The organism is Paraburkholderia sp. GAS33 (assembly GCF_050436645.1).
GTDB lineage: Bacteria > Pseudomonadota > Gammaproteobacteria > Burkholderiales > Burkholderiaceae > Paraburkholderia > Paraburkholderia phenazinium_B.
Genome location: NZ_JBNDMP010000008.1, coordinates 91,610 through 118,055 on the forward strand (window position 1 = coordinate 91,610; position 26,446 = coordinate 118,055).

Below are 26,446 nucleotides of genomic sequence, written 5' to 3' on the forward strand. Positions count from 1 at the left end.
CGTCATTTAACGTTACGCGTGCTTGCCATCGCCGGCGCTAGCGCCGTCGTCGGGGCCCTGCTCGCCATGCGCGCCACCGTTACGGCGAGCGAGGCGCGTATGGATCGCCGCAAAAACCAGCGGCACAAAAAAGAGCGTTGAAATCGTTGCAAACAGCAGGCCGCCGATCACCGCACGGCCAAGCGGCGCATTCTGCTCCGCCCCTTCGCCGAGACCCAGCGCCATCGGAATCATGCCGATAATCATGGCGAACGCCGTCATCAGCACCGGACGGATCCGGCTCGCGCCTGCCTCGAGCGCCGCGGTCAGCGGCGGCGCACCGGCGTGCAGACGCTGCCGCGCGAACGACACCATCAGAATACTGTTCGCGGTCGCCACGCCCATGGTCATGATGGCGCCGGTCAACGCCGGCACGCTCAGGTGCGTGCCGGTGAGGAACAGCATCCACATGATCCCGGCCAAAGCCGCCGGCAACGCGCTAATGATAATCAGCGGATCGACCCACGACTGGAAGTTCACGACGATCAGCAGATACACCAGCACGATGGCCATCGCAACGCCCACGCCCAAACCGAAGAACGACGTGCGCATGGTCTGCACCTGGCCGCGCACCACGATCTGGCTGCCGCGCGGCAGCGTCGCACGGGCCTGCTCCACCAGCTTGTTCACCTGCGCCGCGACGCTGCCCAGGTCGCGTTTTTCGACACTCACATACAGGTCGATCACCGGTCGGATGTTGTAGTGCGACACGAGTGCGAACTGCGTTTGCGGCCCGACCCGCACCAGGTTGCCGAGCAGTTGCGTCGGCCCGTTGGCCGTCGCCGACACCGGCGTGCGCAACAACTGGTCGATCGACGAGATGTCGTACTGCGGCGTCTGTATCGCCACGCTGTACTCGACGCCGTTCTTGTTGTTGAACCAGAAGCTCGGCGATGTCTGCGTGCTGCCCGACAATGAGATGAGCACGTTCTGCGCCACATTGTTGGCGTTGAGGTTCAACTGCTGCAAGCGGGTGCGATCCATGTCCAGATTGATCACCGGCTCGTCGACCAGTTGCTGGATGTGCGTGTCCACCGTGCCGGGAATCAGCCTCACCTGCTTGTAGAGCTTACGCGCCACGTCGAAGTTGCCTTGCTGGTCGTTGCCGACAACCTGCACATCGATGGCGGCAGGCAACCCGAAGTTCAGGATCTGCGTCACGATGTCGGCCGGCTGGAAGAAAAATTCCACGCCCGGAAAGCGCTGCGGCAGGATCTGGCGCAGCTTGTCGACATAGGTCTGGGTAGGCTTGTGGTCCTCGTTAAGCGCCACCTGAATCTCGCCGTCCAGCGTGCCGATCGTGCCGGAATTGCTATAGGATAGGTTGATACCGCTATACGGCAACCCCAGGTTGTCGAGAATCGTCACCAGTTCTTTCTGCGGCACCACTTCACGTACAACCTTTTCCACTTCATCGGCAAGACGCGCGGTTTCTTCAATCCGCGTGCCGGTCGGTGCGCGCATGTGCAGACGGATGTCGCCGGCATCGACCGCCGGGAAGAAATCTTCGCCGAGCACGAACACCAGGCCCATCGAAACTATGCAGAAACCGAGGAAGATGGTGCCGAACCTGCCGCGACGTACCAGCACGGTACTCAGGATGACGATATAAGCTGCACGCATGCGCTCGAAGCCGGCGTCGAAGCGATGGTAAAGCCGCATGAACAGATTCGGCTTGCTGCCCGCTTTCGGCGCGTGCGCGTGACCCATCAGCAGCATGGCGAGCGTCGGCACCAGTGTACGCGAGAGGATGTACGACGCGATCATCGCGAACACAACGGCTTCGGCAAGCGGCACGAACAGGTATTTCGCCACGCCCGTCAGGAAGAACATCGGCACGAACACGATACAGATACACAGCGTGGAGACGAGCGCAGGCACCGCGATTTCGCCGGCACCTTCGAGAATCGCCTCGTGCAGATCCGTGCCCATATGCAGGTGCCGTTCGATGTTCTCGATTGTCACCGTGGCGTCGTCCACCAGAATCCCGACCGCCAGCGCAAGGCCGCCCAGCGTCATGATGTTGATCGTCTGACCTAACGCATGCAGGACGATCAGCGAGGTGAGAATCGACAGAGGAATCGACACTGCAATAATGCAGGTGCTTCGCCAGTTGCCGAGAAACAGCAGAATCATCGCTGCGGTCAGCGCGGCCGCAACGAGCGCTTCGCGGATCACGCCCTGCACCGCCGCCTTCACGAACACCGACTGGTCGAACAGCGCCTTGACGTCGAGGTCAGGCGGCAAGGCGGCGCGCGCGGTGGGCAGCAAAGCCTTCAACGAATCGACGATCGCCAGTGTCGAGGCACTGCCGGTCTTGAGCACCGACATCAGCACGCCGCGATGGCCATCCTGGCGCACGATATTGGTCTGAGGAGAGTAGCCGTCGCGCACATGCGCGACCTCTCGCAGATAGGTGGTCGCGCCATTGAGCGTGCGCACCGGCATGTCGTTGAGGCCCGCGATCGTGGCGGGCGACCCGTTCATGTTGACGGTGTATTCCTTGGGCCCGATCTTGGCCGTGCCGGTCGGCAAAATCAGGTTCTGCGCGTTAAAGGCATTCACCACATCGGAAGGCGTCATGCCTTTTGCGAGCAAGGCGCGCGTGTCCAGGTCGACTGAAACGAGCCGTGTTTTACCGCCGTAGGGGTAAGGCACGGCTGCCCCTGGGATCGTCACGAGTTGCGGACGCAGGAAGTTGAGCGCGACGTCGTTGAGATCCTGCTCCGACTCTTTCGGACTCGACAGGCCGAGCTGGATCACCGGAATACTCGAGGCCGAATAGCTGATCACCAGCGGCGGCGTGGCGCCCGGCGGCATCTGCTTCAACTGCGCCTGTTCGACCGCAACCGTCTGGGCGATGGCGGTTTGAATGTTGGCGTTCGGCTGCAGGAACAGCTTGATGATCGTGATGCCGGCGAGCGATTGCGACTCGATGTGCTCGATGTCGTTCACCGTCGTCGTCAGACTCCGCTCATTGACGGAGGTGATCCGGTTGGCCATGTCTTCGGCCGACAGACCCGTGTAGCTCCAGATGATGCTGACGACCGGAATATTGATTTCCGGCAACACGTCGACTGGCGTCGTCAACAGCACGAACGGCGTCGCCAGCAGGATCAGAATAGCCATCACGATGAACGTGTATGGCCGCTTTAGCGCAACGTTGACAATCCACATTGAAACGCGCCCGAAAGAATTCTGGAAAGGATGAGAAGTCGCCGTGACCTGAACGTACGCGTCGTACGCGTTACGTTCACGCCGGATCAACGGTGACGTGCACGCATGACATCCGGGCGAATCACAAACGGATGAACGCCGCGTGCCGCAACGCTAGCGGACGCAAAGCCAAACCGGTCGCCCCCGCTGACCGGCGAAGCCACACATGTCCCACGGTAAATCTGAGCCTATGCTAGTTGGTTGGCACCAACGTCTGCATGGCGCCAAAATGGCAAATCTGTCAGGAAGGAGAATGTAAGCTGACGGGTGTCGACGGCTGATTCTGCCGGCCTGACGGGCGAGCAAAAACGTGGTCAGCATAGCCTGTCCGTGTGACGGGGAGCATCGGGTGTGCTCCCACCCGGGCGGTCTGCGCGGGGTTGCGAACGGTGTGCATCCGTGGTGGCTGTGATTTGCTCTATGGCTTCTAAACTCGCCTTGTATTATTGAACGATCAGTCATAATATTCGGACCAGTGTTGGGCCGATGGGCTTATTGGTGCATGCGGTTCAGAACGTGGCCGCTTGCGGGGTTTTCTAAGTAAAACGCCACGAAATAACAGCGTTCAGATAAGACGTATGGACACGGACAGTTCCACGGCGAAGACGCCACGGCGGCTCGTCTTTATCTATTTTTGACCATTCATTCATGAATAAAGCACTTGAACCGTCCGTCGCCGTGAATCATGAATCCAGCGCTGCAGCCGCGCCAGGCCCACTCGTCGCCGCATATGGCAGCTATGCGAAAGGCCTGTTTTGCTGTCTCGTCGCAACGGTGTCCTTCGGACTGATGTTCCCGGTGATGACGAGTGCGCTCACTCGCATCGATCCGTTCTCCTTCACGTCGCTGCGCTATCTGGTTGCGGGAGCAGCGTTTCTGATGCTGCTGCACCGCAAGGAAGGCAGCGCCGCTTTTCGTCTGCAAGGCGAACCGGTCGTGCTCGCGTGGCTGCTCGGTTCGATCGGCTTCGCTGGTTTTGGGGCATTCGTCTTTCTCGGCCAGCAACTGGCAGGACGCGATGGCGCGCTCACCGCGTCGATCATGATGGCCACCCAGCCCATGCTCGGGCTGCTCGTCAATTCGGTAGTCCGGCGCGTGTTGCCGCCGGTCTATTCCTTTCTGTTCATTCTGCTGTCGTTTTGCGGTGTCGCACTGGTGGTGACCAAGGGGGATATCGGCGGGCTGCTGCACGAACCACAGCATTACGCGGCCAACGCACTTATCGTGGCCGGCGCGCTCTGCTGGGTGATCTACACGTTCGGTGCGACGTTTTTCAAGCAGTGGTCGCCGCTCAGATACACGACGCTGACGATCTGGCTTGGCCTCACCACGATCATCGCGCTCAACCTCGCGCTCTTTGCAGTGCACGCGATCGCGGTGCCGCGGCTCGCGGCGGTGGGCGCGATCACACCGCATCTGCTGTATATGGGACTTGGCGCGGGCTTTATCGGCATCCTCAGCTGGAATCTCGGCAACCGGATCCTGACGCCATTGAACGGGGTGCTTTTCATGGACGTCGTGCCGCTCACGACGTTTATCGTCTCGGCGTTGGCCGGCGTGATCGCCACGCCAGTGCAGATTGCCGGTGCCTGCATGACCGGCGCCGCGCTGGTTCTCAACAATCTGTATTTGCGGCGCCGGGCGCGGCGGACTGAGACTCGGGGGTGATGTTCCTACTTCACCACACTCCACTTCCCATACTTCGCCACCGCCTTTTCATCGAAGTCGAAGCCTAGCCCAGGCGTCTGATGCAAGATGATCCTGCCGTTCTTGTGCTCGAGTTGCCGGTCGATCAAACGACGGAAGTTAAGCACCTGATCGTCCCAGAAGTACTCCACGTACCGGGCATTCGGCGTGGCCGCCACAAGCGGCGCATGCGCATCGTGGAACCAGTGAGGGCACATCACAACCCCATAGCTCGCCGCAGTCGCCGCGATGCGACGCCACTCGGTAATGCCGCCGCACACGAGCGCATCCGACTGCAGGATCGCCGCACCGCCCTTGTCGAGCAGTTCCTTGTGGTACCAGCGGCCGTAACCGATCTCGCCAGTGGCAACCGGCACACGCGTGAGCCTGGCGAGACGCGCATGATTATCGATGTCGTCCGGTGAAAACGGCTCTTCAATAAAGTACGGATCGAACTGCTCGATACGGCGCACGTGCTGCAGCGCTTGCGTGACATCGGCCCAGCCATTGTTGATGTCGATCATCAGTTCGACGTCCGGACCAACCGCCTCGCGTGCCGCCCTCACCCGTGCCTCCTCTTCACGCGGCGAGAGACGCCCGCCCTTCATCTTGACGGCCTTGAAGCCCAGTTCGACGTAGCCCGCCATCTCCTCACCGAGCATTTCCGGCGTCTTGCCCTCCAGATAATAGCCACCGCTCGCGTAGGCCGGCACGGTCTCGAGTTCGTTGGCGCCGAGGTACTTGTGCAGCGGCACGCCGTGCGTGCGCGCATTCAGATCCCACAGCGCCGTATCGAGAATACTGATGGCACGCATCACCGTCCCGGCGCGCCCCTGCAGCAGCGCTTCCTGGTACATCGCCTGCCACAGGCCCTCCACTGCATAAGAGTCCTTACCGATCAGTACCGGTGCCAGCAACTGCTCCACCGCGATACGCAGCAGCTCACCGCCCGCACTGCCCACGTAGCAAAAGCCAATGCCCTCGACGCCGTCGCTCGAACGCACCTTTACGAGGCCATAGTGGCGGGTGGACACAGTACGGGTGGCAAACGACGTGACGCGATCGAGCGGGACGCCGGCTGCGCAGACCGACACTGATTCAATTCTGGGCATTTCAACACTCCTCCATTTTTTGGGTACCAGTCCACGTGCTGCGCGGATCTGGCATGAACGCAGTGTGATAGCCGTGAGGCATCAAAAACAGTATGCTTTGGCTTCTTCAAAAGATAAAAGTTTTATTCGATGGACTCGCGCTATCTGCAAAGCTTTGTCTACGTGGTCGAGTTGGGCTCGATTGCGGAAGCCGCCCGCAGGCTCGATCTGACGCCTGCCGCGGTGGCGCAACGCGTCAAGATGCTCGAAGAAGAGCTGGGGGCCAAACTCGTGCGCCGCTCGGGACGCACGGTGGGAACGACCGAAGCCGGCGAGCGCATTCTCGAGCGGGCGCGCGCCGTCCTGCACGACATCCGCGATCTGAAGTCGGATCTGAACGACGCTTCGGAGCTGGCCGGCGAACTCCGCCTGGGCGGCACGCCCACCATGATGACGAGCCTGATCCCTGACGTGCTCGGCAAACTGCTCGCGCGGCATCCGCAGATGGATATCTATCTGGAGCCGGGCACCTCGGTCGATCTGTACCGCAAGGTCGTCAATGGCGATCTGGATGCCGCAGTGCTGGTTCAGCCGCTCTTCGATCTGCCCAAAAGCTGCGACTGGCATACGTTTCGTGAAGAACCGCTGGTGTTGCTCACGCCAGCTTCGATGCAGGTGAGCGATGTGCACGAAGCACTGCGCAGCCAGCCATTCCTGCGCTACGACCGCAACGTGGTGGGCGGTCAGCTCGCCGACGGCTATCTGCATCAGCATGGCATCAAGCCGCATCAGCGCTGCGAACTGGATGGGCTCGATGCGATTGCGGTGATGGTCGACCGTGGCCTTGGCGTGTCGCTGGTGCCGGACTGGCTGATGACCCGTTTTGGCGGCCTGGCGCTCGCCAAATGGCCGCTGCCGCATGCGTTCCCGAAACGCGTGGTGGGTCTGCTGTGGGGACGTTCGTCGGCGCGCATGCGGCTGGTACAGGCGTTCCTGCAGACGGCGATGGATCTGGGACTCGAAGCACCGGGAGCGCCGGCCGCGAGCCAACCCAAGGCTTAGGCAACGCCGGGGCCCGTATCCGGCCGTTTACGGCGAACACATAAGCCAGAACACGAGAAAACGAAGGCAAACACAAAAATAATTAACGTTTGAAGCAACCGCGCCACTCTTCTTCGTCGTTTGCGGGCACGCAATACTGCATTGGCACCTGAATGCCCGGCATGGGTGCCACAGCCAGCCTGTCGCAGCCCGGCCCATCACGGGCCTATCGCGCCGAGACAAACGAGGTCCGGCCAGGCAGGCCGGCCAAACGGAAACCGAAGGAGACACGTCCCATGAGCATCCCCACTGATGTCCTGCCAGCCACGCAAACGCCGCCGGCCACCCAGGGCCAGGCTTCGCATGGCGCAGGCCTGCGTGGCGTCCTGGCGCCGGTCCTGACACCGTTCATCGCGGACGGCTCAGCCTCGGTGGGACGCTTCGTCAAACACTGCCGCGCGCTGCTCAGTCAGGGCCTGGGCCTGGCTGCATTCGGCACGAACTCGGAAGCCAACTCGCTCAGCGTGCCGGAAAAGCGCCAGTTGCTCGACGCCCTGCTCGACGCCGGCTTGCCGGCAGCGCGCATGATGCCGGGCACCGGCGCCTGCGCGCTGCCCGACACCATCGAACTGACGCGCCATGCAGTGGAGAGCGGCTGCGCCGGCGTGCTGATGCTGCCGCCCTTCTACTACAAAGGCGTGAGCGACGAAGGCCTGTTTCGCAGCTTCGCTCAGGTGATCGATACGGTGGCCGATGCGCGCTTGCGTGTCTACCTGTATCACATCCCACAGGTCTCTCAGGTGGGGCTCAGCTTCGGCCTGATCGAGCGCCTGCTCAAGCGTTATCCGGGCGTAGTGGCGGGCATCAAGGACAGTTCGGGCGACTGGAACAACACCGCCGGCATGCTGAGCGAATTCCAGCCGGAAGGCTTCGACGTGTTCGCCGGCAGCGAGACCTTCCTGCTCGCCACGCTGAAAGGCGGCGGCGCGGGCTGCATCACGGCGACCGGCAACGTCAATTCCACGGCAATCGCACACCTCGCCTCCCACTGGCGCGACGCCGACGCTCCGCAGCAACAGCAACGACTCGACACCACCCGCGCCGTGTTTCAGCGCTTTCCGATGATCGCCGCCATGAAGGCCGCGATTGCGTGGCAATCGGGCGACGAAGGATGGGCCGCGATGCGGCCGCCGCTCGTCGAACTCGACGCCGGGCAGCGCCACGACCTGCAGACGGGGCTGTCGCAGATCGGCTTTGAGATCCCAGGCGCGGCCTCGCTCGCCGAGCGTTAGAAGCCGGGAGACCGCTGCGCCGGACAGCTAACGGGGCTGCGCAGATTGGCGCAGCGCCACACAATAATTCGCCCGCACGCTCACTAAAACAACCCGCGTGACGGGTCAGGAGACACGCTTTGTTCACCCGTACCTCGCTTTCCCCCGCGCTCGAGGCCGACCCGGCCGATCTGCTGTTCCGGCGCGTCGCCTTCCGCTTCATGCCGCTGCTGTTTATCGGCTACGTGGTTGCTTATCTGGACCGCGTCAACGTCGGCTTTGCGAAGCTGCAGATGCTCAACAGCCTGCATCTGAGCGAGGCAGCGTATGGACTCGGCGCCGGCCTCTTCTTCATTGGCTATTTTCTGTTCGAAGTGCCAAGCAATCTGTTGCTGCACAAGCTCGGCGCGAGACGCTGGATTGCCCGCATCATGGTCACGTGGGCGCTGCTGTCGATGGCCAATGCATGGGTCAGCACACCGCTTGAATTCTACGTGGTGCGCTTCTTTCTGGGCGTGGCCGAAGCAGGCTTCTTCCCCGGCATGGTGCTCTATCTGACCTACTGGTTCCCGTCGCACCGCCGCGGCAAGATGGTCGCGCTGCTGATGGCCGGCAATCCAGTATCGGGGCTGCTAGGCGGTCCGTTGTCTGGCTATCTGATGCACGCGTTGCAAGGCACGTGGGGGCTGGATGGCTGGCAATGGCTCTTCGTTGTCGAAGCGCTGCCTTCGATTGTCCTTGGCATCGTCATCCTTCGCTACCTTGACGATCGCGTCGCGGATGCGACATGGCTCAGCGCCGCCGAGAAGAGCCAGATCCAGCGCGAAATCGACGCCGACGCGGCCGTCCGCACGCATGGTTCGGTGCGCGCGGTGTTCACCTCGGCGCGCGTCTGGCTGCTCTGCCTGATCCTGTTCGGCGTCGTGATGGGCTCGTACGCACTGGGCTTCTGGCAACCCACTATCATTCGCGCCACAGGCGTCAGCGACCCGCTCACGATCGGCCTTCTGACGACGATTCCCTATTCCGTTGCCCTGATCTCGATGATCGCGGTTGGCCGCAACGCCGACCGCACCCGCGAGCGGCGCTGGCATATCGTGCTGCCCGCGCTGATCGCTGCCACCGGCTTCTGCATCTGCGCGACGAACGGCGATAGCTCCGCGCTCTCCATGCTCGGACTCACACTCGCCGCAGCGGGCGTGGTGACCGCGCTGCCGATGTTCTGGGCGCTGCCCACCGCATTTCTGGGCGGAACCGGTGCCGCCGCGGGGATCGCCTTGATCAACTGCACCGGCAATCTCGCAGGGTTCATCAGCCCGGCCGTGATCGGCTGGCTGAAGACGCTCACCCACACGTTGTCTTCGGGACTGTTCGTCGTGGCCGGTACGCTGACACTGTCCGCAGTATTGATTCTGGCGTTTATCCCCGCGCGGCTCGTCAACCGGTAGACAGGGTACGAGCGCGGCCGGCTTGCCAGTGATGGCCCCGGACTGATTGTGCTGCTCGCACTGGCCCCAACTGTATCTGTGAGAACAGAGGCGGCGTCGTGCAGAATAGCCAGGCATACTGACCGGCCACGTGGAGGACTAATCCGTCCAGGCTAGCCACACCGCGTCGCCGCCGCGAACCTATCCCTGGATAACCGTCCCATGACTGCCAGCGCCTTCCTGTCGGCCAATGTCCTGCTCGCCTACACCGCCTACTTTGTCGGCACCGCGAGCCCCGGCCCGAGCAACCTCGCCATCATGTCGCTCGCCATGGGTTCAGGCCGCAAGTCGGCTTTCGCCTTCGCGCTCGGCGTCATGTCGGGTTCGTTCTCGTGGGCGCTGCTGGCGTCGCTTGGCCTGTCTGCGGTCCTTGCCACCTATTCGCAACTGCTGGTAGCAATCCGCGTCGTGGGCGGCGTGTACCTGCTCTGGCTCGCGTGGAAATCGGCCCGCTCGGCCCTCACGCCGCAGGTGCCGATCACCCGCACTACCCGTGCGCCCGAATCTTCACGACGGCTCTACGTGCGCGGCCTGTTGCTGCATCTCACCAACCCCAAGGCGATTCTGGTCTGGCTGTCGATTGTCTCGCTCGCCGTTCCTGCAGCAGGCGGCGCTGGCCGCACGGCTCCCGTCGTGCTCGGTTGCATGGCGATTGGCGTGTTTGTATTCAGCAGTTACGCCGTGCTGTTTTCAACTGAAACCGCACGCCGCGTGTACGGTTCGATCCGGCGCTGGCTAGACGGCTCACTCGCCGTCGTGTTTAGCGTGGCTGGTCTCAAACTTCTGACTTCGCGCAGCTAGACGAACGAAGCGCGGCCTGCGCGTGCAACGCATGTTAGCCTTGCGCTACTGTGGCGGATGCCACATGAGCGCAGCGCTACGGACATGAGATGAGCAGTCGGCAAACACAGGACGGGCAGAACACAGCGCAACAGCACACGCCGCTGCAGATTCGCCTTTATGTGGCAAGTGCGGTCATTCTTGTGGTGGGCCTGATCGGTGCCGCCATCATTTATGTCGCGGCCCCAGCCAGGGACAGCGCAGAACTGATCTACGGCGTCGCCAACAACCAGCAATATCTGCTCGAACTGCAGCGCATCGGCGGCACAGCCGAGGTGGCGTTGGCTGAGTTTCATCAATGGTTCGACAGCCTGTGGCATGGCAAGCCGCTTGCGTATACGGTGGCGTTTTTATGTGTTGTGCTTGCTGGCGCCTGTATTCTGGCGGCCCGTAGCCGGTTCTTCGAACCGGCATATGAAGAGACTGACGATCAGGACTAGCCCATCTGGATCGCGAGAACATGGCTAGTCATGCAGGCAGGGAGCGCAACGCACGGACGGTTCGTCCCTCGTGCGCCCCGTCACCTGAGTCGATCGCTAGATCACGCGGTGGTTGCCGATCCGCTCCACCTCGCCCAGTCCGTTGATCACACACGCCTGACCGATCAGTTCCTCCCAGCTCAGTCCGGCATCTCCAAGTTGTTGCGCCGTCAAACTACCGCTGGCCACACCGATAAACACCCAGTACTGTAGCGGCCGGCTGCCAACGCCGAGCCCACCGGCATCCACGACCACGCCGAAATGCTTCTGCGCCCGATAATGTTCGGGCCTGGCGTTCTTGTCGTCATCCGACTTCCATTCCTCGATAAAGCTGTCGTAGCGATTCGCGCGCAACGCCACGAAATCATAGGTCCACGCGTCGTTGAACACCGATTCGAGGAATGCCCGCCGCGCGCCCTCTGCACCCATCGCTTTGCACATCACGCCTAGCAACCCGCTATTGAGGTTCGATGTCGCATCGTTGAAGTGGGGCGGCAGGCCTACGACGATCCAGCTTGCGACAGCGTCTGCGTACCCGGTGACCGGTTGATCGAACTCCATGCGAATGCCGCGTGCGTCCCAATCCAGGAACTCCCGCATCAGGCATTCGACGTCATCCGCAAACACCCATTCATCGAGCTCGGCCCGGGCCCCGCCTGGATCGTCGCCTCCGCAACTGATGGCAAAGCGCGGTCGGCCGATCGCGTTGACGTATTCTTCGAATTGGGCACCACTTGTAATGACGGATCTAAAGACCGTGGTAGCGTGCGATGCGACTTTCATTGAAGATCTCCCGGGGGAACGTTCCTGGTGACAGACAGCACCGGAAAGAAAGTCCACGATACTCAATTTTTTATGCGCAGGGAAGCCATTAAATATAAATAAGTTTTACTAACCATTTTTTCCGGTTTCGACAACCGAATTAATTTAATCAATATTTTCATTCGACGAAACGCCACGCCACGCAAGCCTCTCCGCCAAATGAATATGAAAGAAAGTCGTAAACGTAAACAAGACTTTTAAAATCTTCGTCCGAATAAATTTGTCTTTTATCGACTCTTTTTCCAGCCAGCCGTGAAAATTTGAACTAGACTTGTCACACAGTCCGTTAGCATTCCTTGATGGTTCCCCGCACGTTACGACCATCTCTCGGTCGTGGCCGATGAAACGCCCGCACGTTGCGGGCGTCTTTTTTAAAGGAATGCGACTTAACTCAAGACCATGTCGACGATCACCCCTTTCGTCTGGGTCGAAGGCAGCATCGGCCAGCCGCGTCTGGGTGCAGCGGGTCATCTGCCGCTGCCCTTCGGCGGCGAATGGACTTTGCTTGTTCCGGAAGGCGGCTTGCGTGCCGGTCTGAGGGCATTGCTGCGAACCTTCTGTCTACGCGAAGAGACCATCTGGTCAATGTGTCACTGGGCATCGACGCGGCCTGGGCAGCCGTCTGCCGCCCCGGCCGCGTCAGGGCAACTCTGCGTGACGGCGCTTGATGAGCGTGTGCCAGCGGCCTCGTCTGCGGTACGCGTGGCGGCGGATCTTCCCGCGGTACATCAGTCGTTTGCAAACCGTTCCGCCACGCGCGCAGCCAGCTTGTGCGCGATCGGCGGTGTAGCGATTCTGGCGTGCATCGGCATCGCCTATCTGTCGCATCAACATGCGAAACGGGACACTGCAGCGATGCCGCAACCCGGGCTCGCCAAAGGCGGTCGCATATCCGCACCCCTGCAAGTACCACGACATGGCGACACCAGCCAGGCCACCGCACAAAAACTCGTGCCAACGGCTTCGCAACCGCGCCTGGAAGAAACAGACCACACACGTCACGGCTTGCGCGAAACGAAACACGCACGACGGCATATCGCTCATGCATCCGCTAAGCGGGCTGTGAAAAACAGGCAACATGCTGGTCACGCAGTATCGTCGGGCACGTCACACCGACTCGCCCATGCAAGCCACACGCACCGGTCGTTGGCGCGGGCATCGGCAGCCGGCAACTACTCGCCATTCGCGCCCGCAAGACTGGGCCACGATGAATATGCCACCATCACGATGCCAACGGATGCGCGTGCGAGCCATGAAACACTCGCACCGCCGCCAGCGCGTCGCGACAACGTGAGCGATACGGAATGGATGAACCACATTTCGCAGCGGCGCGTCACCGAAGTACCCGACGAATTCTCGAAGTAGCGCTCGCACATCGAGAACCGGCGTCAAACACACGCTGCGGCCAAACCCGAACCAGCGCTATATCACTCCCGGCGTCGACACCTGTGGCGTCACGCCCACCGCAGCCAGTGCCTCATGCATCGTGCTGAAGACGCACGATGCCTTGACCGCTTCCGTAATGCCATGCCGGTCCATGTCCGAGCGCAGATAGCGGTTCACGCGCGCGAACACCACCTCGACATCCTGCTGCTTCAGGAGGTCGAGCAGATCGTTCAACGAGCGTGCTGCCGAATAATCGAGGTCTGTGATCGCACTCGCGTCCACGACGAACCAGCGCACCTTGCTCGGTGCCTGGCCGATCAGCGCGCGCACATCTTCGACGAAGAAATGGTCGTTGGCATAGAACAGGTCCGCACCGAAGCGATAGACGATCAACCCCGGCGCGGTCTGCGTGCCCGGCCTCGCCGGCACCGGTTGCCAGCGTCCACCGGCGCCGGGTGCCAGCATCATCGTATGCGGTCTGTAGCTGTGCCGCACGTGTCGCAGCAACGAAAGCACGACCGCCAACAGAATCCCATGCTCGACACCGAGCACCACCACAGCAAGCGCCGTGATCACGGCCAGCGTGAACTCCCCTGGCGTTTCGCGGCGGATCGCCCTCAGGCTTTGCACATTGATGAGCCCGATCGCAATCGTGAACACGATGCTGGCGAGGATGCAGTGCGGCAGATATTGCAGATACCGGCTGAAAAACAGCAGCACCACGACGACCACGCCCGCAAACGCCAGTTGTCCGAACTGACTGCGCGTGCCGGCACGCTCGGCCATGGCGGTCTGGGTCGGGCTGCCGTTCACCACGAATGCGCCGGAAAAAGCAGCCACAGTATTGGCCGCCGCCAGCCCGAGAATGTCGGCATTCAGATCGACTTCCTCATGATAGCGCTGCGCAAACACGCGCCCGGCGGCCGCGCTTTGGGCGACGATCATCACGAAGCAGGAGGCCGCCACCGGCAGCAGTTCGACCATCTGGTGCCAGCTCGCAACCGGCAGCCGGAACGGCGGAAGACCACCAGCGACTGGGCCGAGAATCGAAATCCCGTGTCCGGCGAAGTCGTAGAGGTCGCTGGCGGCGATGCCACCCACCACCGCCAGCAAAGGCACCGGCAAACGCGGCGAGAAGCGCTTTGCCAACAGAATGCAGACCACCACGCCTGCTGAAACCGCGAGGGTCGGGAAGCTGACCTGCCCCAGATGACTCGCGATCTGCGCTAACTGGGCCGTACTGTGCGACGACGTGAAGGCGATGCCGAGCATATCGCCCAGCATCGCGATGCCCACCTGCACGCCTACGCCCGCGAGAAAGCCGACCAGTACGGTACGCGACAGAAAGTCGGCGAGAAAGCCGAGTTTGAAGATCCGAGCCACCAGCAACAGCACGGCAGTCAGCAACGCAACCATGCCGGCCAGTGCAACGTATTGAGCGCTCGCGAGCGGCGCCATGGTGGAGAGCTGGCTGGAGAAAATGGTCGCAGTCGCCGAGTCTGCAGCAACCACCAGGTGCCGTGACGCGCCGAAGAACGCGAATGCCACCAGCGGCAGGAACACGGTATAGAGGCCAGTCACAGCCGGCATGCCGGCGATGCGCGCGTACCCGAGTACCTGGGGAATATCCATCGACGCCAGCGTGATGCCGGCAAAAGCGTCGCGCAACGCAGACGCACGATCAAGAGGGAGGATGCCTTTTAGCAGGCCAAAGCGCCTGGCCAGTTTTTCTGGGGTCTCTTGCATGCAGGAATGGGGTCTTAATCAGGTGGCAATCCCGCATCGTGCCGCGAGTGGGCACTTCAACGCAAGACTCGATTGCCAATCCATCAAGACAGCGGCCAGTCCCGGCTAGCGCCTGAGCTGCCCGGTACGCGGGTCGGCGATCCTGGCAAAGCCGAACAGTGCCGCGATCAGGAGCGGACATGCAATGAGGAAAGTGACCAGCATCTTTCACCCCGTAACAAATAATTTTACGCGAGTGTAAAGGATCGACCGTGCTTTTAAATCAGGTAAACCCCGCAAAACAAGGGTCCAGGCAACATTCGGCCCACATTTGGCACACGCCCTCTACCTGACGCGGCCGAAAGCTCTCTTTACCGCCATCAACAGGACGCCTACGAATCTTACGGTGCCGAAAGCCATGACTTGGCACTCGAATAGCAGCCAGACAGACCCACCAGGCAATGCGCAAGATGTCTCGGACGAACAGCCACGCAACCCCGGTCAAACGTCGTTATGCCCCATGAATTCTGCCGATTGCCCGGTACACCTTATAATCGGGCATGACTTTATCTCCGCTCCAAGCCCCCTTTTCACAGGCGGCCATGCTTACCCGCCCCGCCGTCCTCCGTCGCGCCGCCGTTGCCGTCCCGTGCACAGTGCAGGCGGTGGCCGCATGAAAACACCCAAACGCCTGCTCCCGCTCGTTGAAGAAGGCCTGATCGACGAAGTCATCAGCCAGTTGATGAGCGGCAAGGAAGCCACCGTCTACGTCGTACGCAGTGGCGATTCGACCCGTTGCGCGAAGGTCTACAAGGACGCAAAGCAGCGCAGTTTCCGCCAGGCCGCTTCGTATCGCGAGGGCCGCAAGGTCAAGAACAGCCGTGAAGCGCGCGCCATTGAAAAAGGCAGCCGTTACGGCCGCGAAGTGCAGGAACAGCACTGGCAGAACGCCGAGGTCGACGCGCTGTTCCGTTTAGCCAACGCCGGCGTGCGCGTGCCGCAACCGTATATCTGCACAGACGGCGTCCTGTTGATGGAACTGGTGACCGACGAAGACGGCAACGTCGCGCCGCGTCTGAACGATGTGGAGATGAGCGAAACGCGTGCGGTCGAACTGCACACGCGGCTGCTCAACGAAGTGGTGCGTATGCTATGCGCCGGTGTGATTCACGGCGACCTGTCCGAGTACAACATTTTGCTCGCCGCGGACGGCCCGGTGATCATCGACCTGCCGCAGGCCGTCGACGCCGCCGGCAATCTCGAAGCGCCCGCCATGCTCGAGCGCGACGTGGACAACCTCGCGACGTACTTTGGCCGCTTCGCGCCGCATCTGCTAACTGCGAAGTACGGCAAGGAGATCTGGGCGCTATTCGAAGGCGGCGGCCTGCACCCTGAGGTGCAATTGACCGGGCGTGTCGAACTCGACACCACGCCGGTCGACCTCGATGCGGTGCTGCAGGAACTCGAAGACACGCGTCTCGAGGAAGAAGCTCGCGTGCGGCATGAGCAATCGCTGCGCGAGGGCAGCTAAGCGCACCTACCGGGCCACCACGCGCTGCCGTGGCGCGCCCACCGAGGCGCGCATCGTCACCGTCACGGGAAACTCGCGGAAGATCTCCCACGAGGTTCCATAGCATTGATTCACCAGCCAGCGTACCGCGTTCTGCGTCAGGTCCGCAGTCGGAATATGCACTGAGGTCAGCGCGGGCGCTGCATACGCTGCCGAGTAGTCGTCGTCGTAGCCGATCACGGAGACGTCGTTCGGCACCGAAACACCTGCCTGCTGAAAGCGCGCCAATACGCTGATCGCCATGGTGTCGTTGGCGCAGAACACCGCGGTAAAGGACCGCTTCGAGTCGAGCAGCGTTTGCGCGGCTGCATAGCCGCCCTCCGGCGAGAAGTCCGATTCGATCAAGGTCACGTCCGCCCGTTCGATGCCGTGGCGCGCCAGTTCCGCAAAGAAACCGTCCACACGCGCCTGATTGTCCGAAGCACTAAAGGGCCCCGAGATCACCGCAAGCTCGCGATGCCCATGCTCGAGCAAGGTGCGTGCGGCCAGTTCGCCGCCGCGCCTATGATCCGCGCAGAACGACGCCTCCGGCAGCTGACCGAAAGAGCGATTGAGAAACACCATCTTCGGGTGCATGCGATGCAGACGGTTGAGGTCGTCGTCATGCAGGTCATGGCTGATCACGATCACGCCATCGCAGTCGCGGCCAATCAGAAACTCCACCGCTTCGAGCGCCTGCTCGCGCGGCGACGACTCGCCGCAACCCGTCGCTACGACGACGTGCCGGTGCACCGCGCGCAACTCGGTATCGGTCTGCTTGAGGATCGTGCCGTAGTACGAGCCGAAGAAAGTCGGCACGAACAGGCCGATCATGCCGAGCGACTGCGTCGCCATGGCGCGGCCGATCGAGGATGGCCGGAAATTCAGCGCCTCGATGGCGGCCCTGACGCGGCGCTCGGCGTCGGCCGAGACCGGTCCTTTGCCGGAAATCACCCGCGATGCCGTCGACATGCCGACTCCGGCTAACTCCGCCACGTCTTTCAGGGTTGCCACACGCGCTCCATCAAACCGTGCCGTTCACAGACGGGCGCCACCAGCCTCGTCGAACAGCGAAATATGTGCGCTGTCGAGCGAAAAGGCGCGCGCCTCCCCTACCTCGATGGGCGCTTTGTCCTGATCGATCGACGCGATCTGGGCGCCATGATAATCGAGCCAAATAACCCGGTGGTTGCCCATCGGTTCGATCAGCGAAACGGTGCCGCGCTCTGTGAAGTCGCCGCCGACGCGCACATCCTCGGGGCGCACGCCCAGCACGCAGGGCCGCGTCGTATCGGGGAGCGCCTTGAACGGATAGCGCGACACGTCGAGATCGAGATGGTCTGTGCGAAAGCGCATGCCCTCCTCGCGCCGCTCCAGCCGTCCTTGCAGCATATTCATCGCGGGCGCGCCGAGAAAGCCGGCCACGAACAGATTATCCGGCCGCGCATAGACTTCGGCAGGCGTGCCGATCTGCTGGATCACGCCACCCCGCATCACAGCCATGCGGGTAGCGAGCGTCATCGCCTCCACCTGGTCGTGCGTGACGTAGATCATCGTCGCGCCGAGCCGTTGATGCAGTTGTTTCAATTCGCGGCGCAACTCGGTGCGCAGCTTGGCGTCGAGATTCGAGAGCGGTTCGTCGAACAGGAACACATCCGCTTCACGTACGATTGCGCGGCCAATCGCCACGCGCTGACGCTGGCCGCCGGACAGTTGTGCCGGCTTGCGTTTGAGCAGCGGCCCGAGTTGCAGCATCTCGGACGCACGCGTCACGCGCCGTTCGATCTCCGCCTTCGGCGTGCCGTTGATACGCAGTGCAAACGACAGATTGCGCTCTACGCTCATGGTCGGATACAGCGCATACGACTGGAACACCAGTGAGATGCGGCGATCTTTTGGATCGGCCCAGGTCATATCCTCGCCGCCTATTTCGATGCTGCCGTCGGTGACATCGATCAGGCCTGCAATGCTATGCAGCAAGGTGGACTTGCCGCAGCCCGACGGCCCGAGCAGCACGACGAATTCGCCCGCATTCACATCGAGATCGAGCGACTCGATGACCGTGTTCGCGCCCAGCTCGATGCGCAGATTGCGGACCGATACATTCGATACGTTGGTCATGCCCCTATCCCTTGGCCTACCCTTTGACTGCGCCCGAAGCGATGCCGCGCACAAACCAGCGGCCCGAAATGAAGTAGATCGCGAGCGGCACCATCGAAGTGAGGATGGTCGCCGCCATGTTGACGTTGTAGAGACGCTCGCCCGTAGTGGTATTGATGATGTTGTTCAGCTGCACTGTCATCGGCAGGTTCCTGGTTCCCGCGAACACCAGCCCGAGAATGAAGTCGTTCCAGATGCCGGTGACCTGCATGATCACCGCAACCACGATGATCGGCGTGGACATCGGCAACATCAACTGCAGGAAGATGCGCCAGAAACCGCCGCCGTCGACACGGGCCGCCTTGAACAGTTCAAGCGGGATCGATGCGTAGTAGTTGCGAAACAGCAGCGTCATGATCGGCATACCGAAGATTGTATGGATCACCACGATGCCTGGCAGCGAACTGAACAGGTGCACGCTCGCCAGCACGCGCACAAGCGGATAGACCATCACCTGCACGGGGATAAAGGCACCCATCAGCAGAACGGCGAACAGGATCCCTGCGCCGCGTGGCCGCCAGAACGACAGCGCATAGCCATTCACCGCGCCGATCGCGATAGAGAGAATGGTGCTAGGCACCACAATGCGCACGGAGTTCCAGAAACCGACCTGAATCCCGTTACAGTCGAGGCCCGTGCAGGCCGATGCCCACGCATCACGCCACGGCGCGAGCGTGAAATGCAGCGGCAGCGCCAGAATGTTGCCTACGCGGATCTCGCTCATCGGCTTGACCGAGGTGACGAGCATCACATATAGCGGCAACAGGAAGAACAAGGCCGCAGTAATCAGGAATGCGTAAATGCCGAAACGCGCGGGCGTGAAGCGCGAGCGGCGTTTCGGCCGAGGTTTGGGCGTAGTTGCGATTGCGGGTTTGCCAACTGAAGTTACACCGGAAGGGAGCGTATTCATCAAACGTCCTTTCGGAAGGCGGCGCGACTGCGCACATAGAAGAACGGCGCGAGAATTGCCAGCACAGTGGTCAACAATACGACCGACGCCGCGGAGGCAAGTCCGATATTGGCGCGGCCAAACAGGTAATCCATGATGAACTTGGCCGGCACTTCGCTCGCCGTGCCAGGGCCGCCCAGGGTCATCGCCACCACTGCGTCGTATAGCTTCACCACCATCACGAACAGCAGCACGAATGCGGTGGACATCGAGGTCTTGAGCATCGGCACCACGATACTCGCATAGACCCGCCAGCGTGGAATGCCGTCGATGCGTGCCGCCTTCCAGATCTCGTCGTCGATGCCGCGCAGGCCGGCCAGCAACAACGCCATCACGAGCCCGGAGGCCTGCCAGACCGTGGCGATCACGAGCGTATAGATCACCCAGTCCTGATCGACGATCCAGTCGAAGCGTGCGTGCGCAAAGCCGATGCGATGCAATACCTCCTGTATGCCCAGTTGGGGATTGAGAATCCACTGCCAGACGAGACCGGTGGCGACAAACGACATCGCATACGGATACAGAAATACCGTACGCAATGCACCCTCTGCCACCACTCTCTGATCGATAAAGATCGCCAACAGCAAACCGATCACCATGCACGCGATGATAAACAACACGCCATAGATCACGATGTGCTGCAGCGACACCATCCAGCGATCGTTCTGAAACAGCCGCACGTATTGCGACACCCCGGCGAAGCGATCGGACGGGAACGTGCGCGACAAGGTAAACGATACCTTAGCCGTCCATAGCATCGTGCCAAGGTAGGCAAAGACGACCGTCACCACCATCGGCAACAGCGCAATCCAGGCGGCGAGCGGCCAGCGCCGCCCAAGCGGCTTCGATCGCCTCGCCGGTCGTCGAGATGCCGAGGCCAGGCCGAGTGCGCGCATCGCGGTGCTCAGCTCTTCAGCGCGCTGGCAAATGCCTTTTGCGCATCTTCAGCCGACTCGTTCTTGTTCCAGAAGTTGGTGATGACGTCGGTCAGCGCACCCTGCACGTCCGGCGAAATCAGCATTTCCGGATTCGGCAACTGGCGCGACTTGTCCTTCATGATCGCAATGCCCTCTTTCGCGCAGATATCGAGGCTCGAGGTATCCACGTCCGGACGGATCGGGATCGAGCCTTTCTTCGCGCTAAAGGCCACCTGCGCCTCAGGAGAAGTCATGACAGTCGCGAGCAGGTTCTGCGCCTTGATCGCGTTGGCGTTGTCTGTCTTCGGGAATACGAAGACGTCGCCCGCCACCATATACGGCGAATGCGGACCAAAACCCGGGAAGCAGCCGAAGTCCTTGCCCGCCACCTGGTTGGCCGCCGAGAACTCGCCCTTTGCCCAGTCGCCCATGATCTGCATGCCCGCCTTGCCCGAAATCACCAGCGCCGTCGCATCATTCCAGTTGCGGCCGGGCGAGCCCGGATCCACGTAGTTGTGCAGGCGCTTGAAGGTGGTCAGCACATTCTTGAACGCAGCCGAATTCACCGCATTCTGGTCGCGGTCGCGATACACCTTCATATAGAGGTCCGTGCCGCCGACATCGGCAAACACCGCATCGAAGGTGATTTTTTCCTGCCATGCCTGGCCGCCCAGCGCGAGCGGAATGTAGCCGGCGGCTTTCAGCTTGTCGAGATCGGTGAACAGTTCATCGAAGGTCTGCGGCTCCGCTGCAATGCCCGCCTTCTTGAACGCAGGCTTCGAATAGAAGAACCAGTCCTGCATGTGAATGTCGACGGGCGCGGCATAGAAGTGCCCGTTGACCTTGATAGACTCGAGAATCGACTGCGGGAAAATGGCGTTCCAGTTTTCCTTGGCGGCTACCGTGTCGACATTGTTGAGCATGCCCTGATCGATCAGGTCATGAAACTGCTTGGACGTATTGAACTGCGCTGCTGTGGGTGGATCCCCGCCTACGATCCGGTTGATGGCCGTGGAGCGTGCCTGATCGGCGCCGGCCACGGCGTTATCGACCCACAGGCCACCGGCCTTGTTGTACGCATCCGCGAACTGCTTGATCGCGGCAGATTCGCCGCCCGAGGTCCACCAGTGGATCACGTTGGCCTTCAACGGATCGGCATGGGCAACCACGCCGTTGAGAGCGAGGGCCAAGGCAATGCCGCTCAAGAGTTTCCTTCTGCAGTTCATTCCGTCTCCTTGAGGCTTTGCGCCTTTTTGTTTCCGGTCGACATACAAACCAGCTCAGCTTGTTCAGTTACGTGCCTCAGTTACGTGCCTCAGTTGAGTGACTCAGTTGCGTGCCTTACGTTCTGCCAGGAACTTTGCGATCAGCTCGGCACTGTGTTTGACGGTGCGCTTTTGCGTATCGTAGTCGACGTGCACCACGCCAAAGCGCCGTTCATAACCGAAGGCCCATTCGAAGTTGTCCATCAGCGACCAGACGAAATAACCACGAATATCGACGCCAGCCTTGACCGCGCTGTCCACCGCTGCAAGGTGGCGCTTGAGGAACGAGATCCGTTGCGGATCGTCGACGCGGCCTTCGATCACCTGGTCATCTGAAGCCATACCGTTCTCAGTGATATAGATCGGTGGCAGGTTCGCGTAGTTCTTGTTAAAACCGATCAGGAGATCGCGCAGCCCATCAGGGTGCACCTCCCAGCCCATCTGCGTGCGCTCGACACCTTCCAGCGGGACCTCGGTAAAGCCATGCGCGCCGTCGCTCTTCACGTTGGTGCGGAAGTAGTAGTTGATACCCAGGAAGTCGAGCGGTGCGGAAATAGTCTTCAGATCGCCGTCGAGCACCAGCGGCTCGGTACCCGGCCAGAGTTCGAACAGATCGTCCGGATACGCGCCCTTCAATAGCGGGTCGAGAATCCACGCATTGTGCTGAACTTCGAACAGATGCGCGGCGCGGCGATCAACAGCACTTTCCGAATTTGCGGTGCCTCTGCCCACGTTGGCGACGATCCCTTTCAGCGACGGCGGATCATTGGCGCGCAACACCGGAATCGCCAAGCCGTGTGCAAGCAGCAGATGATGCATGGCCTGGGTGGCAAAGCGCGCATTAGACAGACCCGGCGCATGATGACCGTTACCGTAGCCGAGATATGCCGAGCACCACGGCTCGTTGAGGGTCATCCATGCATCGACCTGGCCCGCGAGTTCGCGGCTCATCAGGTCTGCGTAGTCGGTGAAGCGGTACGCGGTGTCGCGGTTGAGCCAGCCACCGCGATCTTCCAGATGCTGCGGCAAGTCCCAGTGGTACAGCGTGACAAAGGTCTTGAGGCCCTTCTCCTTGAGACGGCCGAGCAGGCGCTTGTAGAAGTCGAGGCCCTTCTGGTTCGGTTTGCCGTGTTCGTCCATGACGCGCGGCCATGCAATCGAGAGACGATAGGCCTCGAAATTGAGCGCGCTCAGAAGGTCGAAATCGGCTTCCCAGCGATGATAGTGATCGCAGGCCACCTCGCCTGTATCGCCGGCCAGCACTTTGCCTGGAGTGGCTGAGAAGGTGTCCCAGATCGACGGCAGACGCCCGTCTTCATGAACGGCTCCCTCGATCTGATACGACGCGGTAGCCGCGCCGAGCAGGAACTGCTTGCGCCAGAGCACCGAATCGGCCGATGGCGAGAACGGATCGCCGTTCAGGTCCTGGGACAGCGCGGATACGTCGTTTGCCACAGATTCTCCTTTATCGACCAGAGCCTGCGCTCGAGCGCGCTACTCTAATCCCATGCAATTCGTTACGCAGAACCGCTGAAACCGGTTGGGTGGAAGCTGGGTGGAAGCGCTTCCACAAGACCTGCGAACGATAGCAGCGGCCAATTCCATGCAGCAATCAGGGTTTGTCTGGATGGGGGTGTTCTGCAATGATGTGGCTACTGGCTGGCATGGCGGAATTGCGCTCGCGGAACTCAACGCTTCGCAGAAACTCAGCACTGAAAGCACGATCCCAACGCGCCGGCCACCACCGCATTTTTCCACCAAGCGATCGGATTTTTGCGCGATGTTTACACCGCGGGGTCTACTCTAGTCACTGTGTTGAACAACCACAGCAGCGAATCCGATCTCATGGCACTTCCGCAAACACTCCAGGTCTACGACGCCGGAACTCACCGCGCGCAACCCGCCTCACACCACAACGTCATCCCCTTTCCTTCGCCACGCGTACTGTTGCCGGTGACGCTGCTCGGCGACTCCGAGCGCGACGCTCGTGCACAACTCAGGTCGCTATTGCACTCGCCGCTAGGCGTGTATGTGGTCAGCACCGAGGTCGTGCACGACCATGTTCACCTCGACCTCGATATTGCTCCAGACGACCTCGACTTCACGATGCACGCATTGATTACCTCGCTGCCCTACGCGATGATCGGACCGCTCAGGCGCCGCAACGCCAGCAAGGAGGCGCGCTAATCATGTATTCAGGCATCTGGTTGCCGCTCGTTACGCCGATGCGCAACGGCGAGGTCGACATCGACGCGCTACAGCATCTGGCGGAGTACTACTCGCGCACCGAGATCAGCGGCATGGTGGCGCTGGGCACAACCGGCGAAGCCGCGCTACTGTCCGAGACCGAACGTGTCACGGTGCTGCAGGCTATCACCGACGCAGTTGGCAGCCGCTTGCCGGTACTGGTCGGCGTCGGCGGGTCGGACACACGCGAAGTGATCCGCGAGCTACGCCGCTATGAACATTGGGACTGCAGCGGCTATCTGGTCTCACCCCCTTCGTATATCTGTCCCGATCAGGCCGGCGTGCAATGGCACTTCGAACAGATTGCGCTCGCAACCGACCGCTCGATCGTGCTGTACGACGTACCGCATCGAAGCGGCGTCGCCATCGCGCCTGAGACGGTCGCGCGCCTGACCGAACTGGACAACGTCGTGGCGATCAAGGAGTGCGTAAAAGATCACTTCGACAAACTGCGTAGCGCGCCCATCAGTCTGCTCTGCGGCACGGACGATGCGTTCCTCGATTGCCTGCGTTCAGGCGGCGCGGGTGGGATTCTCGCCAGTGCGCATGTCTGCGCCGATCTGCTGATCGAAGTGCAGGCGCTCGTCGAATCGGACCATGTAGCAGAAGCGCAAACGCTCTTCACGAGCCTGCTGCCTGTCATCAAGCTGCTGTTCTCCGCGCCTAACCCGTCTGCGATCAAGGCCATGCTGGCATTCGATCACCCCATGACGGACGAGACGCGCATGCCGATCACGCGAGCCTCCGCGCAACTGGTGGCGAGCCTGGGTACCGCTCGCGAGGCTTTGCAGGATTTGCGCGCGGAGTTCGCTGGAGCGGCTCACTAAGCCGACTCAGTGAGTCGACTCGATGAGTTGACTCACAAAACGGGCTCGCCAGGCTGATTAGTGTTACTAACCGGCTCAATAGATAAGGGCCGCGCTTTCTAAAAGCGCGGCCCTTATCGTTTCCCGTCAACCAGCTCAATCAAGCTCAAGCCGCCTCGTACTCGACAAACAGCTGGCAGACGGCATGCTCATCTTCGCAGGCGTGAAGCTGTTCACGGAACTGCTGGTCGCAAAATCGCTCCGCCACTTCCGCCAGCAGACGCAAATGCGCGGTATTGGCCCATTTCGGCACGAGCAGCACCACGATATCGCCAACCGGTTTTCCGTCCGGTGCATCGAAGGCGATCGGCGTGGCCGGCCTGACGTACAGCACCATCGCCTCGCGCAGACCCTTGATCTGGCCATGCGGAACCGCCACGCCCTGACCCAGTCCCGTCGAGCCCATCGCTTCTCGCGCGGCAAGGCCGGCGGTCACAGCGTCCGCCGGCAACCCATAGCGTTGCTGGAAAAAGCGGCCGAGTTCGTCGAACAGAGCTTGCCGGTCCGTGACGTCCAGACCGAGCAGCACGTGATCCCGCGACATCAGTTGTGCAATTGCGCTACCTGCAACCGCATTCTCATCCTCCTGCGACACCTCCACTTCAGACTCGCTGGACACGTTGATACGTGGCGGGGTCTCGGCGTGCATCAAGCCACGCCAGCTATCGGTAACCGTATCGGGGACTTCGAACAGTTGGCCCAATTGCGCCGTGGGCGCCAGAACGGCCACCCGCTGGATCGCTCCATCGACTGCGGTCTTGGGCAGATAGAGAGAGAGCCGCACGCGGCCCGTTCCGGGCAGTGGCGCAACCCGGATGGTCCAAGGCTGGTCGCCGCAGTCGCGGGTCAGCGCCTGGCGTAAAGGTGTGGCGTGTTGTGCGTCGAGCGTGACGTGCATCATCACGTTGCGGCCCGCGGGGGCGTGGGAGCGGGGTTGTACCCGGCTCTTGCCAGTTCCGAGAAGAGCCCGCAGGCTTGTCATTGGGTGCGCCATGTCGCGCCTCGTTTCAATTGCCTGATCTCAGGCTACACGAATTGGCGTTAAGCTCGCGTAAAAATTTCTCGGCATGGCCCAACCGCTTTTCCCGTCGCGCTCAGCGCGTGCGAACGCGACCGGAAAAAAGGTCGGAATATCATGCCGCCTGTCTCAGAGGCCGAGAATGCGCCGGGCTTCGAGTTCCGCCAACTCGAGCGCAGCATCGGAGCTGCGCATCGGCCGGCCACAGCCACGTCCAGTGATCTGTTGCAGCGTCTTTTCGTTACGCGTAGTGGTCACGCGAAGCGCGCCTTTGAACATCTGTCCCGGAGCGGGAAACACGCAGGCCTCTACGGTCATGTTTCCCCTGGATTGTTTGAACGCCATACGATTCCCCATACTGTCGGGCGCATCGCCAGCGGGCGGCACGCCTT

22 protein-coding genes are annotated in these 26,446 nt (G+C 61.3%); 10 read left to right on the forward strand and 12 right to left on the reverse strand.

Annotated features, from left to right (window positions below; genetic code table 11):
* Positions 1 to 12 precede the first annotated feature (12 nt).
* Entirely contained in the window at positions 13 to 3,216 is a 3,204-nt protein-coding gene (locus tag P3T24_RS23665) for an efflux RND transporter permease subunit (RefSeq protein WP_429288629.1), read from the reverse strand.
* Between the two features lie 687 nt (positions 3,217 to 3,903).
* Here P3T24_RS23665 and P3T24_RS23670 point away from each other — a divergent pair.
* The gene (locus P3T24_RS23670; protein WP_429438361.1) at positions 3,904 to 4,923 is read left to right on the forward strand and encodes a DMT family transporter; all 1,020 of its coding nucleotides are present in this window, start codon (positions 3,904 to 3,906) and stop codon (positions 4,921 to 4,923) included.
* A 5-nt stretch (positions 4,924 to 4,928) separates the two neighbouring features.
* Here the strand turns inward: P3T24_RS23670 and P3T24_RS23675 are convergent, their stop codons facing one another.
* The gene (locus tag P3T24_RS23675; protein ID WP_429409695.1) at positions 4,929 to 6,053 is read right to left on the reverse strand and encodes a mandelate racemase/muconate lactonizing enzyme family protein; all 1,125 of its coding nucleotides are present in this window, start codon (positions 6,051 to 6,053) and stop codon (positions 4,929 to 4,931) included.
* 129 nt (positions 6,054 to 6,182) lie between these two features.
* On the opposite strand from P3T24_RS23675, the gene P3T24_RS23680 reads away from it, so the two are divergent.
* From P3T24_RS23680 to P3T24_RS23700, 5 genes are all read left to right on the forward strand, one after another.
* Positions 6,183 to 7,094 carry a LysR family transcriptional regulator gene (locus tag P3T24_RS23680; protein WP_074268140.1) on the forward strand — a complete coding sequence of 304 codons (912 nt, stop codon included), beginning with the start codon at positions 6,183 to 6,185 and terminating at the stop codon, positions 7,092 to 7,094.
* Positions 7,095 to 7,369: 275 nt separating this feature from the next.
* Positions 7,370 to 8,365: a dihydrodipicolinate synthase family protein gene (locus P3T24_RS23685; protein WP_429438364.1), complete on the forward strand. Its 996-nt coding sequence runs from the start codon at positions 7,370 to 7,372 to the stop codon at positions 8,363 to 8,365.
* Between the two features lie 119 nt (positions 8,366 to 8,484).
* Positions 8,485 to 9,792 carry an MFS transporter gene (locus tag P3T24_RS23690; protein ID WP_429438366.1) on the forward strand — a complete coding sequence of 436 codons (1,308 nt, stop codon included), beginning with the start codon at positions 8,485 to 8,487 and terminating at the stop codon, positions 9,790 to 9,792.
* A 201-nt stretch (positions 9,793 to 9,993) separates the two neighbouring features.
* Entirely contained in the window at positions 9,994 to 10,632 is a 639-nt protein-coding gene (locus P3T24_RS23695) for a LysE family translocator (RefSeq protein WP_429438369.1), read from the forward strand.
* Between the two features lie 89 nt (positions 10,633 to 10,721).
* Positions 10,722 to 11,111 carry a hypothetical protein gene (locus tag P3T24_RS23700; protein WP_074268137.1) on the forward strand — a complete coding sequence of 130 codons (390 nt, stop codon included), beginning with the start codon at positions 10,722 to 10,724 and terminating at the stop codon, positions 11,109 to 11,111.
* 96 nt (positions 11,112 to 11,207) lie between these two features.
* Here P3T24_RS23700 and P3T24_RS23705 read toward each other — a convergent pair whose 3' ends face one another.
* Positions 11,208 to 11,933, reverse strand: coding sequence for a hypothetical protein (locus tag P3T24_RS23705; protein ID WP_429288621.1), 726 nt, complete (start codon positions 11,931 to 11,933; stop codon positions 11,208 to 11,210).
* 438 nt (positions 11,934 to 12,371) lie between these two features.
* On the opposite strand from P3T24_RS23705, the gene P3T24_RS23710 reads away from it, so the two are divergent.
* Positions 12,372 to 13,337, forward strand: a complete 966-nt coding sequence (locus P3T24_RS23710; protein WP_429438372.1) for a hypothetical protein — start codon at positions 12,372 to 12,374, stop codon at positions 13,335 to 13,337.
* Between the two features lie 57 nt (positions 13,338 to 13,394).
* On the opposite strand, the gene P3T24_RS23715 is transcribed toward P3T24_RS23710, so the two are convergent.
* Positions 13,395 to 15,104 (reverse strand): SulP family inorganic anion transporter, encoded by a 1,710-nt coding sequence (locus P3T24_RS23715; RefSeq protein ID WP_429438374.1) that lies wholly within the window; start codon positions 15,102 to 15,104, stop codon positions 13,395 to 13,397.
* A 652-nt stretch (positions 15,105 to 15,756) separates the two neighbouring features.
* Here P3T24_RS23715 and P3T24_RS23720 point away from each other — a divergent pair.
* Entirely contained in the window at positions 15,757 to 16,614 is an 858-nt protein-coding gene (locus tag P3T24_RS23720) for a PA4780 family RIO1-like protein kinase (protein ID WP_074268133.1), read from the forward strand.
* Between the two features lie 6 nt (positions 16,615 to 16,620).
* On the opposite strand, the gene P3T24_RS23725 is transcribed toward P3T24_RS23720, so the two are convergent.
* The 6 genes from P3T24_RS23725 to P3T24_RS23750 form a co-directional block, all read right to left on the reverse strand.
* Positions 16,621 to 17,646: a LacI family DNA-binding transcriptional regulator gene (locus tag P3T24_RS23725; protein WP_074268132.1), complete on the reverse strand. Its 1,026-nt coding sequence runs from the start codon at positions 17,644 to 17,646 to the stop codon at positions 16,621 to 16,623.
* Positions 17,647 to 17,670: 24 nt separating this feature from the next.
* The gene (locus tag P3T24_RS23730; protein ID WP_429288618.1) at positions 17,671 to 18,753 is read right to left on the reverse strand and encodes an ABC transporter ATP-binding protein; all 1,083 of its coding nucleotides are present in this window, start codon (positions 18,751 to 18,753) and stop codon (positions 17,671 to 17,673) included.
* Between the two features lie 16 nt (positions 18,754 to 18,769).
* On the reverse strand, positions 18,770 to 19,702 hold the full coding sequence (locus P3T24_RS23735) for a carbohydrate ABC transporter permease (protein WP_429438376.1): 933 nt from the start codon (positions 19,700 to 19,702) through the stop codon (positions 18,770 to 18,772).
* Positions 19,702 to 20,637 (reverse strand): carbohydrate ABC transporter permease, encoded by a 936-nt coding sequence (locus tag P3T24_RS23740; protein WP_074268129.1) that lies wholly within the window; start codon positions 20,635 to 20,637, stop codon positions 19,702 to 19,704. The genes P3T24_RS23735 and P3T24_RS23740 overlap by 1 nt, the downstream gene beginning before the upstream one ends.
* 8 nt (positions 20,638 to 20,645) lie before the next feature.
* Complete coding sequence (locus tag P3T24_RS23745; protein WP_074268128.1) at positions 20,646 to 21,884, reverse strand: ABC transporter substrate-binding protein; 1,239 nt, start codon at positions 21,882 to 21,884, stop codon at positions 20,646 to 20,648.
* Between the two features lie 102 nt (positions 21,885 to 21,986).
* Complete coding sequence (locus P3T24_RS23750; protein WP_429438379.1) at positions 21,987 to 23,378, reverse strand: GH1 family beta-glucosidase; 1,392 nt, start codon at positions 23,376 to 23,378, stop codon at positions 21,987 to 21,989.
* Positions 23,379 to 23,768: 390 nt separating this feature from the next.
* On the opposite strand from P3T24_RS23750, the gene P3T24_RS23755 reads away from it, so the two are divergent.
* Together P3T24_RS23755 and P3T24_RS23760 are read left to right on the forward strand one after the other, a co-directional pair.
* Positions 23,769 to 24,110, forward strand: a complete 342-nt coding sequence (locus P3T24_RS23755; protein WP_429438382.1) for a hypothetical protein — start codon at positions 23,769 to 23,771, stop codon at positions 24,108 to 24,110.
* A 2-nt stretch (positions 24,111 to 24,112) separates the two neighbouring features.
* Entirely contained in the window at positions 24,113 to 24,997 is an 885-nt protein-coding gene (locus tag P3T24_RS23760; protein WP_074268125.1) for a 4-hydroxy-tetrahydrodipicolinate synthase family protein, read from the forward strand.
* A gap of 145 nt (positions 24,998 to 25,142) precedes the next feature.
* Here the strand turns inward: P3T24_RS23760 and P3T24_RS23765 are convergent, their stop codons facing one another.
* Positions 25,143 to 26,030 (reverse strand): PTS sugar transporter subunit IIA, encoded by an 888-nt coding sequence (locus P3T24_RS23765; protein ID WP_429438386.1) that lies wholly within the window; start codon positions 26,028 to 26,030, stop codon positions 25,143 to 25,145.
* 153 nt (positions 26,031 to 26,183) lie between these two features.
* Complete coding sequence (locus P3T24_RS23770) at positions 26,184 to 26,372, reverse strand: hypothetical protein (RefSeq protein ID WP_074268124.1); 189 nt, start codon at positions 26,370 to 26,372, stop codon at positions 26,184 to 26,186.
* Between the last annotated feature and the right edge of the window lie 74 nt (positions 26,373 to 26,446).

Coding starts and splice junctions, on each gene's coding strand:
- P3T24_RS23665 (WP_429288629.1), bottom strand. CDS start 3,216: ATGTGGATTGTCAACGTTGCGCTAAAGCGGCCATACACGTTCATCGTG.
- P3T24_RS23670 (WP_429438361.1), top strand. CDS start 3,904: ATGAATAAAGCACTTGAACCGTCCGTCGCCGTGAATCATGAATCCAGC.
- P3T24_RS23675 (WP_429409695.1), bottom strand. CDS start 6,053: ATGCCCAGAATTGAATCAGTGTCGGTCTGCGCAGCCGGCGTCCCGCTC.
- P3T24_RS23680 (WP_074268140.1), top strand. CDS start 6,183: ATGGACTCGCGCTATCTGCAAAGCTTTGTCTACGTGGTCGAGTTGGGC.
- P3T24_RS23685 (WP_429438364.1), top strand. CDS start 7,370: ATGAGCATCCCCACTGATGTCCTGCCAGCCACGCAAACGCCGCCGGCC.
- P3T24_RS23695 (WP_429438369.1), top strand. CDS start 9,994: ATGACTGCCAGCGCCTTCCTGTCGGCCAATGTCCTGCTCGCCTACACC.
- P3T24_RS23700 (WP_074268137.1), top strand. CDS start 10,722: ATGAGCAGTCGGCAAACACAGGACGGGCAGAACACAGCGCAACAGCAC.
- P3T24_RS23705 (WP_429288621.1), bottom strand. CDS start 11,933: ATGAAAGTCGCATCGCACGCTACCACGGTCTTTAGATCCGTCATTACA.
- P3T24_RS23710 (WP_429438372.1), top strand. CDS start 12,372: ATGTCGACGATCACCCCTTTCGTCTGGGTCGAAGGCAGCATCGGCCAG.
- P3T24_RS23715 (WP_429438374.1), bottom strand. CDS start 15,104: ATGCAAGAGACCCCAGAAAAACTGGCCAGGCGCTTTGGCCTGCTAAAA.
- P3T24_RS23720 (WP_074268133.1), top strand. CDS start 15,757: ATGAAAACACCCAAACGCCTGCTCCCGCTCGTTGAAGAAGGCCTGATC.
- P3T24_RS23730 (WP_429288618.1), bottom strand. CDS start 18,753: ATGACCAACGTATCGAATGTATCGGTCCGCAATCTGCGCATCGAGCTG.
- P3T24_RS23735 (WP_429438376.1), bottom strand. CDS start 19,702: ATGAATACGCTCCCTTCCGGTGTAACTTCAGTTGGCAAACCCGCAATC.
- P3T24_RS23740 (WP_074268129.1), bottom strand. CDS start 20,637: ATGCGCGCACTCGGCCTGGCCTCGGCATCTCGACGACCGGCGAGGCGA.
- P3T24_RS23745 (WP_074268128.1), bottom strand. CDS start 21,884: ATGAACTGCAGAAGGAAACTCTTGAGCGGCATTGCCTTGGCCCTCGCT.
- P3T24_RS23755 (WP_429438382.1), top strand. CDS start 23,769: ATGGCACTTCCGCAAACACTCCAGGTCTACGACGCCGGAACTCACCGC.
- P3T24_RS23760 (WP_074268125.1), top strand. CDS start 24,113: ATGTATTCAGGCATCTGGTTGCCGCTCGTTACGCCGATGCGCAACGGC.
- P3T24_RS23765 (WP_429438386.1), bottom strand. CDS start 26,030: ATGGCGCACCCAATGACAAGCCTGCGGGCTCTTCTCGGAACTGGCAAG.
- P3T24_RS23770 (WP_074268124.1), bottom strand. CDS start 26,372: ATGACCGTAGAGGCCTGCGTGTTTCCCGCTCCGGGACAGATGTTCAAA.